At 60.7% G+C, this 16,473-nt stretch carries 13 protein-coding genes, 4 tRNA genes and 1 pseudogene; 6 read left to right on the top strand and 12 right to left on the bottom strand.

All coding sequences use genetic code 11. From position 1 onward, the window contains the following. Positions 1-33 precede the first annotated feature (33 nt). From AAGQ88_RS07480 to AAGQ88_RS07460, 5 genes are all read right to left on the bottom strand, one after another. A complete protein-coding gene (locus tag AAGQ88_RS07480) occupies positions 34-1,017 on the bottom strand; it encodes an ABC transporter substrate-binding protein (protein ID WP_342654877.1) in 984 nt (327 codons plus the stop codon). A 285-nt stretch (positions 1,018-1,302) separates the two neighbouring features. Further along, positions 1,303-1,378, bottom strand: a tRNA-Gly gene (locus AAGQ88_RS07475). 4 nt (positions 1,379-1,382) lie between these two features. After that, positions 1,383-1,458 (bottom strand) — tRNA-Glu (locus tag AAGQ88_RS07470). A 102-nt stretch (positions 1,459-1,560) separates the two neighbouring features. Beyond that, a tRNA-Gly gene (locus AAGQ88_RS07465) sits at positions 1,561-1,636 on the bottom strand. 2 nt (positions 1,637-1,638) lie between these two features. Further along, positions 1,639-1,714: transfer RNA gene (locus AAGQ88_RS07460), tRNA-Glu, on the bottom strand. Positions 1,715-1,978: 264 nt separating this feature from the next. On the opposite strand from AAGQ88_RS07460, the gene AAGQ88_RS07455 reads away from it, so the two are divergent. Beyond that, positions 1,979-2,752, top strand: coding sequence for a hypothetical protein (locus AAGQ88_RS07455; RefSeq protein ID WP_093460451.1), 774 nt, complete (start codon positions 1,979-1,981; stop codon positions 2,750-2,752). A gap of 108 nt (positions 2,753-2,860) precedes the next feature. On the opposite strand, the gene AAGQ88_RS07450 is transcribed toward AAGQ88_RS07455, so the two are convergent. Together AAGQ88_RS07450 and AAGQ88_RS07445 are read right to left on the bottom strand one after the other, a co-directional pair. Next, complete coding sequence (locus AAGQ88_RS07450) at positions 2,861-3,343, bottom strand: GAF domain-containing protein (protein ID WP_342654876.1); 483 nt, start codon at positions 3,341-3,343, stop codon at positions 2,861-2,863. After that, positions 3,340-4,233 (bottom strand): ATP-binding protein, encoded by an 894-nt coding sequence (locus AAGQ88_RS07445; RefSeq protein WP_285425012.1) that lies wholly within the window; start codon positions 4,231-4,233, stop codon positions 3,340-3,342. The genes AAGQ88_RS07450 and AAGQ88_RS07445 overlap by 4 nt, the downstream gene beginning before the upstream one ends. A 103-nt stretch (positions 4,234-4,336) precedes the next feature. Between AAGQ88_RS07445 and AAGQ88_RS07440 the strand changes: the two genes are divergently transcribed. Continuing rightward, entirely contained in the window at positions 4,337-6,658 is a 2,322-nt protein-coding gene (locus AAGQ88_RS07440; protein WP_342654875.1) for an ATP-binding protein, read from the top strand. Positions 6,659-6,700: 42 nt separating this feature from the next. Here the strand turns inward: AAGQ88_RS07440 and AAGQ88_RS07435 are convergent, their stop codons facing one another. Both AAGQ88_RS07435 and msrB read right to left on the bottom strand, forming a co-directional pair. Further along, on the bottom strand, positions 6,701-7,186 hold the full coding sequence (locus tag AAGQ88_RS07435; protein WP_285425014.1) for a glutathione peroxidase: 486 nt from the start codon (positions 7,184-7,186) through the stop codon (positions 6,701-6,703). Between the two features lie 105 nt (positions 7,187-7,291). Beyond that, positions 7,292-7,690: a peptide-methionine (R)-S-oxide reductase MsrB gene (msrB, locus tag AAGQ88_RS07430; protein WP_285425015.1), complete on the bottom strand. Its 399-nt coding sequence runs from the start codon at positions 7,688-7,690 to the stop codon at positions 7,292-7,294. 193 nt (positions 7,691-7,883) lie between these two features. Between msrB and AAGQ88_RS07425 the strand changes: the two genes are divergently transcribed. Both AAGQ88_RS07425 and htpX read left to right on the top strand, forming a co-directional pair. Beyond that, positions 7,884-9,095 (top strand): pyridoxal phosphate-dependent aminotransferase, encoded by a 1,212-nt coding sequence (locus tag AAGQ88_RS07425; protein WP_093460468.1) that lies wholly within the window; start codon positions 7,884-7,886, stop codon positions 9,093-9,095. A 284-nt stretch (positions 9,096-9,379) separates the two neighbouring features. Beyond that, positions 9,380-10,267 (top strand): protease HtpX, encoded by an 888-nt coding sequence (htpX, locus tag AAGQ88_RS07420; protein ID WP_093460471.1) that lies wholly within the window; start codon positions 9,380-9,382, stop codon positions 10,265-10,267. Positions 10,268-10,392: 125 nt separating this feature from the next. Here the strand turns inward: htpX and AAGQ88_RS07415 are convergent, their stop codons facing one another. Then, positions 10,393-11,049 (bottom strand): thiopurine S-methyltransferase, encoded by a 657-nt coding sequence (locus AAGQ88_RS07415; protein WP_285425016.1) that lies wholly within the window; start codon positions 11,047-11,049, stop codon positions 10,393-10,395. A 103-nt stretch (positions 11,050-11,152) separates the two neighbouring features. Between AAGQ88_RS07415 and AAGQ88_RS07410 the strand changes: the two genes are divergently transcribed. Next, entirely contained in the window at positions 11,153-11,920 is a 768-nt protein-coding gene (locus AAGQ88_RS07410; protein ID WP_342654874.1) for a class III extradiol ring-cleavage dioxygenase, read from the top strand. 851 nt (positions 11,921-12,771) lie between these two features. Here the strand turns inward: AAGQ88_RS07410 and AAGQ88_RS07405 are convergent. Continuing rightward, a pseudogene (locus AAGQ88_RS07405) lies at positions 12,772-14,482 on the bottom strand (DEAD/DEAH box helicase). A 382-nt stretch (positions 14,483-14,864) separates the two neighbouring features. On the opposite strand from AAGQ88_RS07405, the gene AAGQ88_RS07400 reads away from it, so the two are divergent. After that, positions 14,865-15,656, top strand: a complete 792-nt coding sequence (locus AAGQ88_RS07400; RefSeq protein WP_342654873.1) for a crotonase/enoyl-CoA hydratase family protein — start codon at positions 14,865-14,867, stop codon at positions 15,654-15,656. On the opposite strand, the gene AAGQ88_RS07395 is transcribed toward AAGQ88_RS07400, so the two are convergent. After that, positions 15,657-16,412 carry a spermidine synthase gene (locus AAGQ88_RS07395; protein WP_285425020.1) on the bottom strand — a complete coding sequence of 252 codons (756 nt, stop codon included), beginning with the start codon at positions 16,410-16,412 and terminating at the stop codon, positions 15,657-15,659. Between the last annotated feature and the right edge of the window lie 61 nt (positions 16,413-16,473).

Here is a 16,473-nt window from a genome sequence, read left to right as displayed (position 1 = left end):
TCCTGATGGTCTGCGACTTCGGCATGGACGGGATCATCGCGCCGCCTGTGCCGACGCCTGCCCAGCGCCGTCCAGCACTTGAGTGAACGAGTCATCGAACACTGTGCCAGCCGGATAGGCTTTCGTCAGCCCGGCGCCGTTGAAAAAATCGATGGTCTGCTGCGCCTGCGCGATCACCTGCGGGGTAATCGGCAGCACCACGGTGGCCGAACGCTCGAACCAGCGTCGCGCAACCTCGGCATCGGCTTTGGAAAGCTGCGCCCAGGCGTTGGCATAGGCGTCGGTGTTCTGCTTGCTGGCGACGGACCAGGCCCGGGCCTTTTGAAGACGCTGCAGGAAATCGCTGATCTGCACACGCTTGTCCTTGATCGCCCGATCGTTGGCGACAATGAAGCTCTGCGCTGGAATCAGGCCAGTCGCCGTGGTGATCACCCGCCCGCCTTGGCGCTCCTGCTGAATGACGTAGGGGTCCCACGTCGCGATGGCATCGACCGAACCACCGTCCAGCGCATGGGAAGCATCCAGTGCACTCAGGTAGCGGTAGTCCACGTCGTTGCGCGGGACACCCGCCTTGTCCAGCGCGGTCAGCATCAACTGTTGGCTCCATGAGCCTTTCCAGATCGCCACCCGCTTGCCCTTGAGGTCGCTGATGGTTTTGATCGGCGAATCCTTGCCGACCACGATCGCCACACCCTCAAGGTTCTGCCGGGAAACACCGATCACTTTGATCGGCGCACCGAGCGCGCCGAGGAACAATGCCGGCGCATCGCCCAACAGGCCCACGTCGAGACTGCCGGTGTTCAAAGCTTCGGCCACCGGTGATCCGGCGGTGAATTGTTTCCATTCCAGGGTGTAGGGCAAATCATCGAGTACGCCGGCCGCTTCCATCACGGTACGCGCGCCATAACTCTGATCGCCCACCACTAGGTCTGCAGCCTGGGCGGTGCCAAGGCAGGCAGCCAGCAACACCGCGGGTAAGGCGGTGCGCAACAAAAGGGACTTGATCGACACGGGCATCTCCACAAGGCTCCATCGGAACCGGATCATTGAATGAGCGCGGTCCGCCTGTGCGGTTGCCGATTTTCTGCTGACGGGACGGCCTCGAGTGATCGGGACCGTCTCAGCGTTAGAACCATAACACCGAAATTTACATTACATAAATTCATTATAGATCTATTTAAATATGCAAAATCTGCAGCGCCGACGTGATCGTCTCAGCAGCGCTGATGAGCGGGTTTGAAGGAGGGAGCAAATCGAACGCAAACAAAAACGCCGCTCTGTTGAGCGGCGTTTTTGAGAATTTGGAGCGGGAAACGAGACTCGAACTCGCGACCCCGACCTTGGCAAGGTCGTGCTCTACCAACTGAGCTATTCCCGCAATATGGCGTCCCCTAGGGGACTCGAACCCCTGTTACCGCCGTGAAAGGGCGGTGTCCTAGGCCACTAGACGAAGGGGACACTGCCTGAAACACCATGGTGTTGTGTTTCAGTTCCAGAAATTCATCCGAAGATGCTTCCTGGTTTCACTCAACTTCGCCCGAGAGCAAAGCTGCTTAAAATTGGAGCGGGAAACGAGACTCGAACTCGCGACCCCGACCTTGGCAAGGTCGTGCTCTACCAACTGAGCTATTCCCGCAATGGCGTCCCCTAGGGGACTCGAACCCCTGTTACCGCCGTGAAAGGGCGGTGTCCTAGGCCACTAGACGAAGGGGACACGCTACAACATTCACTCCCTGCCGCGCTTCGCTGTGTGCTTTACGCTGCAAGTGGCGCGCATTCTATGGATGGTTGCAGGGGTCGTCAACCCCCATGTGAAAATTTATTCAAATCAATGACTTCGCCCTCTAATTCGGTAATGAACGGCCGATACAGGATTGTCGGCGGGCATTGCTATATAAGAGCAGCCGACAGCCACACCTTCCCGCGATAGTGCATAGCCACTACACTCGGCGCACATAACTTGATTGAGGCTAGTACGGTGACACCACTCATTATCACCCTGATGGTTGTAGCAGGCATCGTAATCCTCATCGCCATCGGCTATCTGAATCACGTGGCCGAAGCCAAGAAGGTCGAGCGTGCGCGCACGCTGGTCGAGCTCAATGACCGCTTGCGTCGCTGCAGCGAATTGTCCGAGACATTCCCCGGCCAGCTGATGTCGCCAGCACTCAAACTGTTGCTGGTGCGTCTGGAGCTGAACGTCATCAAGCGCCTGATCGCTCTGGAAAGACGCAACAACCCTGGCATTCAAGAGCGCGAAACCGAGCTCGAAGCCCTGGTCGCGCAAGGGGAAAACATCAAGGTCAGCAACCCCGCCAGCCCGATCCAGACCGAAGCGAAGGCCAAAGACGTGCGTTTTCTGCTCGAAGCGATGCACGGTCAGGTGACCCGCGCCGCCCACGACGGTTTCCTGCAGACCGCCGAAGCCAAGCACTGGATTCGCGAGATCCGCAACATGCTGGTGCTCTTGCACATCGAGTTCTTCAATAACCTGGGTCAGCAGGCGCTGAATCAGGAGCAGCCCGGTCAAGCGCGTCTGGCCTTCGAGCGTGGCGTTCAGTACCTGAAGAATCAGGCAGAGCCTGCGCCGTGGAAAAACCATCTTCAGGCCATGGAGCGCCAACTGGCACGCGCCAACGCCATGGTGCTCGACACCATCGCGCCGACCGAAGACGACAACAATGAACTGACCGAAGGGCTGAAAGCCGATAACGCCGATGCCGAATGGAAGAAAAAAGCCATCTACGACTGATGGCTTGATCCGAGGCGATTCCCCCTGTGGGTGTGAGCGTGCTCACGAGGGCGTTGCCTCAGCCACTCGCACATTGGCGAGCACGCTCACTCCCACCGTTCAACCCAATCAGCAGTCGGTGGCCTTGAGGAAAATCGCCGCCAACTGCTCGATGCCCGCCTGATCCTCTTCACTGAAACGCGCCAGGCTCGGACTGTCCAGGTCCAGCACGCCGATCAGTTTCCCGTCCTTGACCAACGGCACGACCAGCTCGCTGTTCGACGCACTGTCGCAGGCGATATGGCCCGGGAACTCGTGCACGTCCAGCACCCGCTGGGTTTCCCGGCTTTGCGCCGCGGTGCCGCAGACGCCCTTGCCGAACGGAATCCGCACGCAGGCAATCTGGCCCTGAAACGGACCCAACACCAACTCCTCATTGCGATTGAGGTAGAAGCCGGCCCAGTTCAAATCGTCCAGCTGGGTATAAAGAAACGCGGAAAACTGCGCGGCATTGGCGATGAAGTCGCGCTCGTCGGCCAACAGCGATTCCAGTTGGGCAGCCAGCAGACGGTAGCCATCGAGGCCCTCGCCCGCTGCATTCAAATCGATCATGGATGTTGCTCCAGCATTTTCAAACCCACCCAGTAACGGGCGAACTGATAGGCACAGCGGCCGTTGCGATTGCCGCGGCCGGTTGCCCAGCGCACGGCCTGAATTTCGAGTTCCTGGTCTCGCTGCCAGGGCAGCCCGGCCTTGTCCGCCAGCTCGCCGACCCAATGTTCCACCACGTCGAGGAAATGCTCCTGAGTGAAGGGGTAGAACGACAGCCACAGGCCGAAGCGGTCCGACAGTGCGATCTTGTCTTCCACCGCTTCGCTGGGGTGAATTTCGCCGTCATCGCCGCGCTGCCAGTGAGCGTTGTCACTCTCTTTCTCCGGCACCAGATGGCGCCGGTTGGACGTGGCATAGAGCAGCACGTTGTCCGGGGCCTGTTCGAGCGAGCCGTCGAGCACACTTTTAAGCACGCGGTAATCGCCCTCGCCGGACTCGAACGACAGGTCGTCGCAGAACAGCACGAAACGTTGGGGCAGCTTTTGCAGTTGTTCGACCACCCGCGGCAGGTCACCCAGATGATCGCGCTCGATCTCGATCAGGCGCAGGCCGGCCTTGGCATGCTCGGCCAGCAACGCGCGCACCAGCGACGATTTGCCGGTGCCCCGCGAACCCCAGAGCAACGCATGGTTGGCAGGCAGGCCGTCGATGAACTGCTGGGTATTGCGACCCAGTTGTTCGCGCTGCCGATCGACGCCGATCAGGTCACTCAGGCGCATGTCCAGCGTCACGTCCAGCGGCATCAGATACCCCGCACGTCCCTCCCGCACCCAACGCGCTGCCAGCGACTTTTCCCAGTCCACCGGCTCGCGCAGCGCCGGCAACAAAGGCTCGAGGCGCGCCAGAACCGATTCGGCGCGTTCCAGAAAAGCGTTCAACCGAGAATCCACGATGTCTCCTTGATTTAACTGGTTAAAGCCGGTCTGCGATCAGCTATGCTTTGCCCGCGATGGACACAAGAAGTGCAAGTGCCCTACCGGATCAGGCGCCCTCATGGATATAGCGATCACCCACCGACTGTCGTTCAAACAGGCCCGTTTGACTGTGCTGATCGGCTTCATTCTGGGAACCCTGCTCAGCCTCTTTCAGATTGCGATCGATTATGCCAGCGAAGACGCGTCCATCGATCGTGAAATTCGCTCTTTGCTGCAAATCAGTCACAACCCCGCCTCCCGCATCGCCTACAACATTGACTCCGAACTCGCCCAGGAATTGACGCTGGGTCTGCTGCACTCGCCCGCTGTGGTCGGCGCACGCCTGAGCGACAACAATAATGTGCTGCTGGCGGCGGTGTCGCGGCCGGTGGCGCAGAGTCCCTACCGCATGGTCAGCGATTTCCTGTTCGGCCGAAGCCGGGAATTCGTCGATGTCCTGCACCTGGACCACATGCCCAACGAGGCAATCGGCACGCTGTCTCTGGATGTCGACACCTTCGCCTTCGGCAGCCACTTTTTGCAGCGCGCGGAAATCACCTTGCTCAATGGCTTCGTCCGCAGCCTGCTGCTGGCCTGCATTCTGATGGGGCTGTTTTACCTCACGCTGACCAAGCCGCTGACCGGGGTCATCGGCGCGCTCGCCAGCCGCGACCCGCGCAGCCCCAAGCAGAACCCGCTGCCCTGCCCGCCCGGCCATGAGAACGATGAAATCGGGGTGCTGGTCAAGGTTGCGAACCGGCAGTTCGAAAACGTCGCCAGCGAATTCGGCCGTCGGCTGGACGCGGAAAACCGTCTCACCGATCACCTGAATGAACTGGAAGACATCGTTTCTGCCCGCACGGTCGAGCTCAAGGCCAGCAACGCGCGACTGAGCCAGTCCAACGAGGAATTGCAGGTCGCGCGCAGTACCGCCCTGGACATGGCGCATGCGCGTTCGGCCTTTCTGGCGCACATGAGCCATGAAATCCGTACCCCGCTGAACGGCCTGCTGGGCATGCTCGCGCTGTCGCTGGACGGGCCGCTGAGCGCCGAACAACGCCAGCAACTCTTGATCGCCCACGATTCGGGCAAGGTCCTGGTGGAGCTGCTCAACGATATTCTCGATCTGTCGAAATTCGACGCCGGGCAACTGGAGCTCGAGCGCATCCCGTTCGACCTCGCGACCCTCATCGAGGACACCGCCAACCTGCTGTCGCAAAACGCCGCGCCCGCGGTCGAACTGACGTGCCTGATCGATCCGCGCTTTCCTGCGCTGGTGTTGGGCGATCCGACGCGGGTTCGCCAGATCGTCAGCAATCTGCTGTCCAACGCGCTGAAATTCACCCGCGCCGGTCGCGTGGACGTGCGCCTCAGTCAGCACCAGGACAAGGTTCGGATCGAGGTCTGTGACACCGGCATCGGCATCGCTCAGGACGCGCAGGCGAAAATCTTCCAGCCGTTCACCCAGGCCGAGGCTGCCATCACGCGGCAGTATGGCGGGACCGGTCTGGGCCTGACCCTGACGCACAATCTGTGCGATGCCATGAACGGGCATTTGAGCATCGAATCGACGGCGGGCGTCGGCAGCCGGTTCTGCGCCGACCTGCCATTGCCGACGCACACGCCCGCCCCGCAGTGGCCTGCCCTGAAAGGACGCGTGGTGGTGGTGAGTCCGGCGCACAGTGGCCTGGTGGAGATGTTGAGTCGACTGCTGCCCGAGTGGGGCATCGATTACCGACACTTTTCGGCCGACAATCCGCAGCCGGACGAGCAACCCGACCTGCTCATCACCGATTGTCCGGAATGCCTGATCGGGATTCGCCCGGGAACGACCGGTCCGATTCTGCTGGTCACCGCATACGGCAACTTCATGCCGGGCGAGCAGGTCGCCGCACTGGCGCCCTTGCAACAACAGGCCCGTCCGCTGTCACGCAGCGTGCTGCATCAGAGCCTGGCGCGCACGTTGCGCATGGAAGGGCAAATCCGCGCGGAACGCCCCCGCGACGGCCTGCCCTCGCCTTTCCGGGCGCGCATCCTGCTGGTGGAAGACAACCCGGTGAATCAACTGGTGGCCAAAGGCATGCTTGGCAAGCTGGGCTGCGAAGTCGTGGTCAGCGGCAATGGCGCAGAAGCGTTACAGCAACTGGACCACAGCTCATTCGATCTGGTGTTGATGGACTGCAACATGCCGGTGATGGATGGCTACGAAGCGACTCGCCTGATCCGCCAGAGCGGGAAATGGCCTGACCTGCCGATCATCGCCCTGACCGCCAACGCCATGCCGGAAGAACGCGAGCACTGCAAGAACATCGGCATGAACGACTACCTCGCCAAGCCGTTTCACCGGGAAGAACTGAGCCACTTGCTGGATCAGTGGATTCCAGTGGTTCAAGCGCATTAACGGCTGGCTTGGCGGGCAAGCGCGACCCGTGAGGGCACGCTGCTATTTCAACAATGCTTCGATATCGGATTTCAGCTCTTCGGGTTTGGTCAGCGGCGCGTAACGCTTGACCAGCTTGCCATCCCTGCCGATCAGGAATTTGGTGAAATTCCACTTGATGGCTTCTGAACCGAGCAGACCGGGCGCTTGCTTTTTCAGCTGCACGAACAGCGGATGAGCATTGGCGCCGTTGACCTCGATCTTTTTGAACAGCGGGAATGTCACGCCGTAGTTCAGCTCGCAGAACTCCGAAATCGAGCCCTCGTTGCCAGGTTCCTGCTTGCCGAACTGGTTGCACGGAAAGCCCAGCACCATCAGCCCCTGATCCTTGTAGCCCTGCCACAGCTGCTCAAGGCCTTTGTATTGCGGAGTGAAGCCGCATTTGCTCGCGGTGTTGACCACCAGCACCGCCTTGCCCGCGAAATCAGCGAGGGTTTTCTGCTCGCCTTTGATCGTCTGCACCGGAATGTTCAGCAGGTTGTCGCTCATGGCGATGCCTCGAAGAGAGTTAAGCCGCCAAATTAGCGCGCCGATCAATGGCGCGCCATCTGATTATCATCGGTGATATCGACTCATAGAATAGGTGTCGCAGGCTCAGCCCTGGCGCGGGACCAGGTCCAGGCACACCGAGTTGATGCAGTAACGCAGACCGGTCGGCGGCGGACCGTCCGGAAACACGTGGCCCAGATGGGCATCGCACTTGGCGCAGACAACTTCGGTGCGAATCATGCCGTGGCTGACATCGCGCACTTCCACCACTGCACTGCCTTCGATCGGCGCGTAGAAGCTGGGCCAGCCGCAGCCGGAATCGAACTTGGTGGTCGAGTCGAACAGTGGATCGTTGCAGCACACGCAGTGATAGACGCCATCGGTTTTGGTGCTGTTGTACTTGCCAGTGAAAGGACGCTCGGTGGCTTTGAGGCGACAGACGTTGTATTGCTCCGGATCGAGCATCTGTTTCCATTCTTCGAGGGTTTTTTCCAGCTTTTCCACAGGTACACCTCCACAACTGAAAAAGCCCGATCTGTGTCTTTTCCACTGATCGGGTGGCACGTATGATTGCGCCTTCATTTGACGCCAGTCTGTCACCCACGTTTCGACTACACAAACCCATTTTGATGGCGTAGTGCTCAGCGGTCCGTCCTCTTCTCACGCGGCGGGCCGTATATTTTCGGGATCAATCACCATGCAGTTCAGCAAATCGAACAAGCTCGCCAACGTCTGCTACGACATTCGCGGGCCAGTGCTCAAGCACGCCAAGCGCCTGGAAGAGGAAGGTCATCGCATCCTCAAGCTGAACATCGGCAACCCGGCGCCGTTTGGTTTCGAGGCGCCGGACGAAATTCTTCAGGACGTGATCCGCAACCTGCCGACCGCGCAAGGCTACAGCGATTCCAAAGGCCTGTTCAGCGCGCGCAAGGCGGTGATGCAGTACTACCAGCAGAAGCAGGTCGAAGGCGTCGGCATCGAAGACATTTACCTGGGCAACGGCGTCTCGGAGCTGATCGTGATGTCGATGCAGGCTCTGCTCAACAACGGCGACGAAGTGCTGGTGCCCGCACCGGACTATCCGCTGTGGACCGCTGCGGTGGCGCTGTCCGGCGGAAACCCGGTGCATTACCTGTGCGACGAGCAGGCCAACTGGTGGCCTGATCTGGATGACATCAAGGCCAAGATCACGCCGAACACCAAGGCCATGGTGATCATCAACCCGAACAACCCGACCGGTGCGGTGTACTCCAAAGAAGTCCTGCTGGGCATGCTGGAGATCGCCCGTCAGCACAATCTGGTGGTGTTCTCCGACGAAATCTACGACAAGATTCTCTACGACGATGCCGTGCACATCTGCACCGCATCGCTGGCGCCGGACCTGCTGTGCCTGACCTTCAACGGCCTGTCCAAATCCTACCGGGTAGCGGGTTTCCGTTCCGGCTGGATCGCCATTTCCGGCCCGAAACACAACGCTCAGAGCTACATCGAAGGCATCGATATCCTGGCCAACATGCGCCTGTGCGCCAACGTCCCGAGCCAGCACGCGATCCAGACTGCGCTGGGCGGCTACCAGAGTATCAACGATTTGATCCTGCCGCCGGGCCGCCTGCTCGAACAGCGCAACCGCACCTGGGAGCTGCTCAACGACATTCCAGGTGTCAGCTGCGTCAAACCAATGGGCGCGCTGTATGCCTTCCCGCGTATCGATCCGAAGATCTGCCCGATCCACAACGACGAGAAGTTCGCGCTGGACCTGCTGCTGTCGGAGAAGCTGCTGATCGTTCAGGGCACCGCCTTCAACTGGCCATGGCCGGACCACTTTCGCGTGGTGACACTGCCACGCGTGGATGACCTTGAGCAGGCGATCGGACGGATCGGCAATTTCCTGAAGTCGTACAAGCAGTAATGCTGCTCCTGTAGGAGCGCGCTTGCCCGCGACAGCGGTTTGTCTGTGAAGTAATGATCGCCTGACAGAGCGCAATCGCGGGCAAGCGCGCTCCTACAATTCATGTCGTCACAATCCATCGCGCAACAATCGCTCTGCGCCAACCCTCTCGCCAACGGCCCATAATCGCCTTGGTGACGACAAACGACACAGTTTGAAATAGTCGCCCGGTTGAATACCCACCGACATCACCTTATATACCCCGCAACACGTTACACATTCTTCACGAGGAGAAACTCTCAACCATGATGCGCATCTTGCTGTTTTTGGCCACTAACCTTGCGGTCGTGCTGATTGCCAGCATCACCCTGAGCCTTTTTGGCTTCAACGGGTTCATGGCGGCCAACGGGGTTGATCTCAACCTCAATCAGCTGCTGATCTTCTGCGCCGTATTTGGTTTCGCCGGCTCGCTGTTCTCGCTGTTCATCTCCAAATGGATGGCGAAGATGAGCACGGGCACCCAGATCATCACCCAACCCCGCACCCGTCATGAGCAATGGCTGCTGCAGACCGTAGAACAACTGTCCCGCGACGCTGGCATCAAAATGCCGGAAGTGGGTATTTTCCCGGCATACGAGGCCAACGCCTTCGCAACCGGCTGGAACAAGAACGACGCGCTGGTCGCGGTGAGCCAGGGCCTGCTGGAGCGTTTCTCGCCCGATGAGGTGAAAGCGGTTCTGGCCCACGAAATCGGTCACGTGGCCAACGGCGACATGGTCACGCTGGCGCTGGTACAAGGCGTGGTCAACACCTTCGTCATGTTCTTCGCACGGATCATCGGCAACTTCGTCGACAAAGTGATCTTCAAGAACGAAGAAGGCCAGGGCATCGCGTATTACATCGCGACGATCTTTGCGGAGATCGTGCTGGGCTTCCTCGCCAGCGCCATCGTCATGTGGTTCTCGCGCAAGCGGGAATACCGTGCCGACGACGCCGGTGCGCGACTGGCCGGTACCGGCGCGATGATCAGCGCGCTGCAGCGGCTGCGCTCCGAACAGGGCGTTCCTGTGCAGATGCCCGACAGCCTTACCGCGTTCGGCATCAACGGCGGACTGAAACACGGCCTGGCCGGCTTGTTCATGAGCCACCCGGCGCTGGAAGATCGCATCGACGCACTGCGCCGTCGCGGTTGATCAATCGGCAGTCATGAGAAAGGGCGACGTGAGTCGCCCTTTTCTTTTGCGCGCGCTTTCTCGTGCGCGTTCCTTTGAGCGCGAGTCGCCTGCGCCCGCCTGACGAGCTGCGTCGACCCGGCGCCCTAGCGTCGATACATCCGGTACACCGTCTCGATCAGGCGACTGGCCCCGGCATCGAGAAACTTGCGACTTTTGTGCAAGACGTCATGATCGGCGATCAGCTTCACCCTCCATTCCGGCGACAACAGCTGCATGACTTCTTCCTCAGAAACCGAAAAGGGAGGCCCGTCCATTTCCGCCTGTTCGTAATCGAGCGAAACGAGTAACCCCCGGCAATCGGCGGGCAGGATCCGGTTGAGCTGCTCGACATAGCGCCAGCGCATGTCGGCGGGCAGCGCGATCAGCGCCGCTCGGTCATACAGCGCTGTGCAATTACCGATGTCCGAAGCTTTCAAGGCAAAGAAGTCGCCGCACCAGATCTCGCAGTTGCCGTGGCTGTACACCGCGAAACCGCCACGCTGCTCGATGGCCGGTTGCTGCTGACGCTCGGCGAAATAGTCCTGCACGGCTTTCTCCGAGAGCTCGACGCCCACGACCTGCGCGCGCTGATCGACCAGCCAGGCCATGTCGATGCTCTTGCCGCAAAGCGGCACCAGCACGCGCTCCCCGGGCTTGAGGTTCAACTCGGGCCATAACTGTTTGAGGTAAGGATTCACTTCACCCTGATTGAAGCCGATCTGATTGATCGCCCAGCGCTCATGCCAAAACTGCGGCTCCATACATGCTCCTGATTATTCGATCAAATGGCACGAAAACTTATATTAGATTCAGATCGATGATCTGCCTGATGATGGCTCATCTTATACGCTCAGGATGCCAGTTATGTTCCCCAGCCTGTTCATTTCGCACGGCTCACCGATGCTCGCGCTGGAACCCGGCGAAAGCGGCCCGGCACTGCAGCGTCTGGCAGACGCCATGCCCCGGCCGAAAGCGGTGGTCATCGTCTCGGCGCACTGGGAAAGCAACGAGCTGCTCGTCAACGCAAACCCTCAGCCGGAGACGTGGCATGACTTCGGCGGCTTCCCGCCCGCCTTGTTCGCGGTGCAATACCCGGCGCCCGGCCTGCCTGAAATGAGTCGGCGTGTCATGGATCTGCTGGCCGCCGCCGGGTTGCCCGCCCGCCTGGACAGTCGCCGCCCGCTCGATCACGGGGTGTGGGTGCCGTTGTCATTGATGTACCCGCAGGCCGATGTCCCGGTCGTTCAGGTTTCGCTTCCCACCCGAATGGGCCCCGCGATGCAAACGCGCGTGGGTCAGGCACTGAAACAGCTGCGCGAAGAACACGTGCTCATCGTTGGCTCAGGCAGCATCACCCATAACCTGCGCGAACTGGACTGGCATGCAGGTCCTGAAAGTGTGGAAACGTGGGCGCTGGAGTTTCGCAACTGGATGGTCGAAAAACTCGCCGCCAACGATGAAGAAGCCCTGCACGACTATCGCAGACAGGCTCCCAACGCCGCGCGCAACCACCCGACCGACGAGCATCTGTTGCCGCTGTACTTCGCCCGAGGCGCCGGCGGCGAATTCAGCGTCGCCCACCAAGGCTTCACCATGGGCGCGCTCGGGATGGACATCTACAGGTTCGGGTGAGCGCTGTGCGTGTGCCCGAGTGACAGGTCTTCAAGGGTTTGCGGTGTTTCGCTGGGCTGTGTCACGTCGTAGGACGGGTAGGAGCGAGCTTGCTCGCGAACGCTGATTTCCGGCGAATGTTCCGGCCTCTTCCCGGCTGAAGCCGGTCCTACTGACGCTGCAAACATTTCGTAGGACCGGCTTCAGCCGGGAAGGCGTCGGGCGTTACGCCGCTATCGAACAGGGCGTCAAGACGTTGGCTCACTCCCAAGCTGGTCGTGCCTGAGCGAATAATCCGATCCCACCAAAATCCCAGTGTAGGAGCGAGCTTGCTCGCGAACGCTGATTTCCGGCGAATGCTCCGGCCTCTTCCCGGCTGAAGCCGGTCCTACTGACGCTGCAAACCTTTCGTAGGACCGGCTTCAGCCGGGAAGGCGTCGGGTGTTACGCCGCTATCGAACAGGGCGTCAAGACGTTGGCTCACTCCCAAGCTGGTCGTGCTTGAGCGAATGATCCAATCCCACCAAAATCCCAGTGTAGGAGCGAGCTTGCCCGCGAAGAGGCCGTTCCTGCTGGCAGAGATGTGCTGGCTGGACTGAAGCCTTCGCGGGCAAGCGCGCTCCTACAGGTGGTCGTGCCTGAGCGAATGATCCGATCCCACCAAAAATCTCAGTGTAGGAGCGAGCTTGCTCGCGAAAAGGAGGCTCCTGCTGGCAGAGATGTGCTGGCTGGACTGAAGCCTTCGCGGGCAAGCGCGCTGCTACAGCGTTTGCGGTGTTTTGGTGAGGCGTACCACTGCGCAGGTACGCTCAAGGCAAAAAAAATCCCCGAACCAGTCGGGGATTTTTTTCAGACGATCAACTCAAGGCTGATCAGTCTTCGCGATAACGACGCAGTTTCAGCTGCTTGCCGGCAACGCGGGTGTCTTTCAGCTTGGCCAGCAGACGCTCAAGGCCATCTTCCGGCAGCTCGACGAGGCTGAAGCTGTCACGCACCTGGATGCGACCGATTGCTTCGCGAGCCAGACCGCCTTCGTTGAGGATGGCGCCCAGCAGGTTTTTGGCAGCGATGCCATCACGCGCGCCCAGCGCGGTACGGCAGCGAGCACGACCTTCAGCCGGTGGCATCGGTGCACGACGCTCACGGTCGCCACGATCAGGACGGTCGCCCGATGGACGATCGGCGCGGTCGCCGCGCGGCGCGCTGTTCGGCACCAGTGGACGCTCTTTCTCGATCGCAGCCAAAGTCAGCGCCTGACCGTTGGTGGCCTTGCGCAGCAGCGCGGCAGCCAGTGCACGCGGGGTGCAACCGATGTCGGCCGTCAGACGATCGAGCAGATCGCCATGGCTTGCTTCGGCGTCGGCAACCAGCGGCGCGAGGCTGTTGGTCAGTTTCTTGATGCGGGCATCGAGAACGGCTTGCGAATCCGGCAGGCGAACCTCGGCCACTTTCTGACCGGTGACACGCTCGATGACCTGCAGCATGCGGCGCTCACGCGGAGTGACCAGCAGCAGCGCACGGCCTTCGCGACCGGCACGGCCGGTACGGCCGATACGGTGAACGTAGGACTCAGGGTCGTAAGGCATGTCCACGTTGAATACGTGAGTGATACGCGGAACGTCCAGACCACGAGCTGCCACGTCGGTCGCGACAACGATGTCCAGACGACCATCCTTGAGCGAGTCGATGACGCGCTCACGCTGGTTCTGGGCGATGTCGCCGTTCAGTGCGGCAGCCTTGTAGCCTTTGGCTTCCAGCGCGCTCGCCAGATCCAGGGTGGCCTGCTTGGTACGCACGAACATGATCAGGGCGTCGAAGTCTTCGACTTCCAGCAGGCTCAGAACGGCAGAGGTCTTCTGGTCAGCGTGAACCAGCAGGTGAGCCTGCTCGATCGCGGTAACGGTCTGGGTCTTGCTCTGGATCTTGACGTGCTTCGGGTCTTTCAGGTGACGTTCAGCGATCGCGCGGATCGACTGCGGCAGGGTCGCCGAGAACAGAACGGTCTGACGGGTTTCCGGCATCGCCTTGAAGATGACTTCCAGGTCGTCCATGAAGCCCAGCTTGAGCATTTCGTCGGCTTCGTCCAGAACCAGGTGGTTCACGGTCGCCAGGACTTTTTCGTCACGACGCAGGTGGTCGCACAGACGGCCCGGGGTGGCGACGACGATCTGTGCGCCGTTACGGATGGCTTTCAGCTGTGGGCCCATCGGCGCGCCGCCGTAGACAGCCACAACGGTCACGCCCGGCATTTGCTTGGCGTAGGTTTCGAAAGCGGTGGCCACTTGCAGGGCCAGTTCGCGGGTCGGCGCGAGGATCAGCGCTTGCGGCTCGCGTTTTGCCGGGTCGATGCGGTTCAGGATAGGCAGTGCGAAGGCGGCGGTTTTACCGGTACCTGTCTGCGCCTGACCGATCATGTCGTGACCGGCAAGAATGATCGGGATCGATTGCTGCTGAATGGCCGACGGCTCTTCGTAGCCGGTAGCGATAACGGCTGCAACAATATTCGGATGAAGGTCGAGAGCGGCGAAGCCGCCGGTTTCCTGGGTCATGGGTCTGCCTCTGAGTGCATCCGCAAAGACCCATGCTTCAAAGCTGCGCGTGCCGTGTAAGACCCTAGAGTCACCCTGGCTGCTTTGTCGGCGGGGATTTGCGAAAACGTATTGATGAATGGATCGTCAAGGATAGTTCGTAACCGAACCGGCTTGTGAAGAAGGCTTCGCAAACCCATACCGTGACGAGGGCCCTATGAAAGGCCGGCGCGCACTATACCGGAATTGCTGAAAAAAGTGAGGATTTTTTTCCGTAAAAGAACACCTTGCGGCCAACTGTCACAGGCTTTGCGCAAACCTGAGTCAGTGTCTACTTTTCAAGAGCCCGGTATTACTGGCGGCGGGGGCTTAAACGATTCACCTCATCAGTCAGGCAGTCACCCTCCCTTCCTACTCAGCATGCAGGAAATTCGGACATGACCTCTTCCATCAAAGGCCACGTCAGCCGGGAACAGCGAGGGGCCATCATGCTCATCGGACTGGACCGCGTCGCCAAACGCAATGCGTTCGACATGGAAATGCTCGACCAGCTCAGTCTGGCTTATGGTGAATTCGAGCGTAACGATCAGGCGCGGGTCGCCGTGGTCTTCGCCCATGGCGATCATTTCACCGCAGGCCTCGATCTGGCCGAAGCAGGGCCCGCGCTCAAAGACGGCTGGAAACTGCCGCCAGGCGGCTACGACCCGTGGGGTCTGTTCGTCGGGCCAAGAGTCAGTAAGCCGGTGATCGTCGCGGCGCAGGGTTACTGCCTGACGCTGGGTATCGAGCTGATGCTCGCGTCCGACATCAATCTGTGTGCGAGCAACGCCCGCTTCGCGCATCTGGAGGTGCAGCGCGGCATCTTTGCGTTTGGCGGCGCGACGCTGCGCCTGCATCAGATCGCCGGGTGGGGCAACGCCATGCGCTGGCTGCTGACCGGCGACGAGTTCGACGCCCATGAGGCCTGTCGCATGGGGCTGGTGCAGGAAGTCATGGCGCCGGAAGACCTCCTGCCTGCCGCCCTGCGCCTTGCGCAGCATGTCGCTGACCGCGCGCCGCTAGGCATCCGCGCCACGCTGGAGTCTGCGCGCCAGGCGGTTCTGGAGGGTGAAAGCGCCGCCGCGCACGCGTTGCCGCAGCTGGTGCGGCGAGTGATTGAAAGCGACGACGCCGACGAGGGCCTGAGCGCGCTGCGGGAGGGACGCGCGGCGGACTTCAAAGGGCGCTGATCAGGTGGCCGGGCGCAGGGTCTTGATCAGCGGCAGCAGCGAGTAGCCCAACTGCGGCGCCAGCCCTTCGGCACGCTGGATCAGGGCATCCATGTCCAGCGTCTGATCCAGATCGGCAGGCACGATGAGGATCACGTTGCCCTCCTTCACCGGCAGCTCCCAGTAATGACGGTGATAGAGGCCGCGCAACAGCGCCGCGCCCAAGGGTTTGCCGTCGTCCGAGGCCCACTGATTGATGACCAGCCAGCCTCCCGGGTTCAGCCGTTGCTGGCACTTTTCCAGGAATCCCCAGGCCAGATGGCCCACTGCGGGCCCGGTGTCGGTGTACAGGTCAACGAAGATCAGGTCGGCGTTTTCCGCCGTCGGCAGCAATTCCAGCGCGTCGCCAATGCGGATGTACAGACGCGGATCGTCGGCCAAACCCATGAACTCCATCGCCAGACGTGGCACGTCGGCACGCAGCTCGATGGCCTCGACGTCGTCCAGGGGCAGGAATTTCAGGCAGGCCTGGGTCAGCGTTCCGGCGCCAAGCCCCATGAACAGCGCACTTTCCGGCGCCTCATGGCACAGCGCTCCGATCAGCATGGCGCGGGTGTAGTCGTACTCCAGCCAGGCAGGATCGGCGGTGAACGTGCAGCTCTGCTCGATGGCGTCGCCGAATTCCAGAAAGCGGTAATCCGCCACTTCCAGCACGCGAATCATGCCGAAGTCATCGTGAACCTCAGCCAGCACGCGCTCAACACGCTCCTCGGTCATTGCAGCTCTCTTGATCAATCAGGTTTGGCGCGCGGATTGTCAGGCATGCAGCACCGGCAGG

Source organism: Pseudomonas sp. F3-2 (genome assembly GCF_038804275.1).
In the GTDB taxonomy this organism is placed as follows: Bacteria; Pseudomonadota; Gammaproteobacteria; order Pseudomonadales; family Pseudomonadaceae; genus Aquipseudomonas.
Note: the sequence above shows the minus strand (reverse complement) of the source record. Positions and strands in the feature narration are given on the sequence as shown.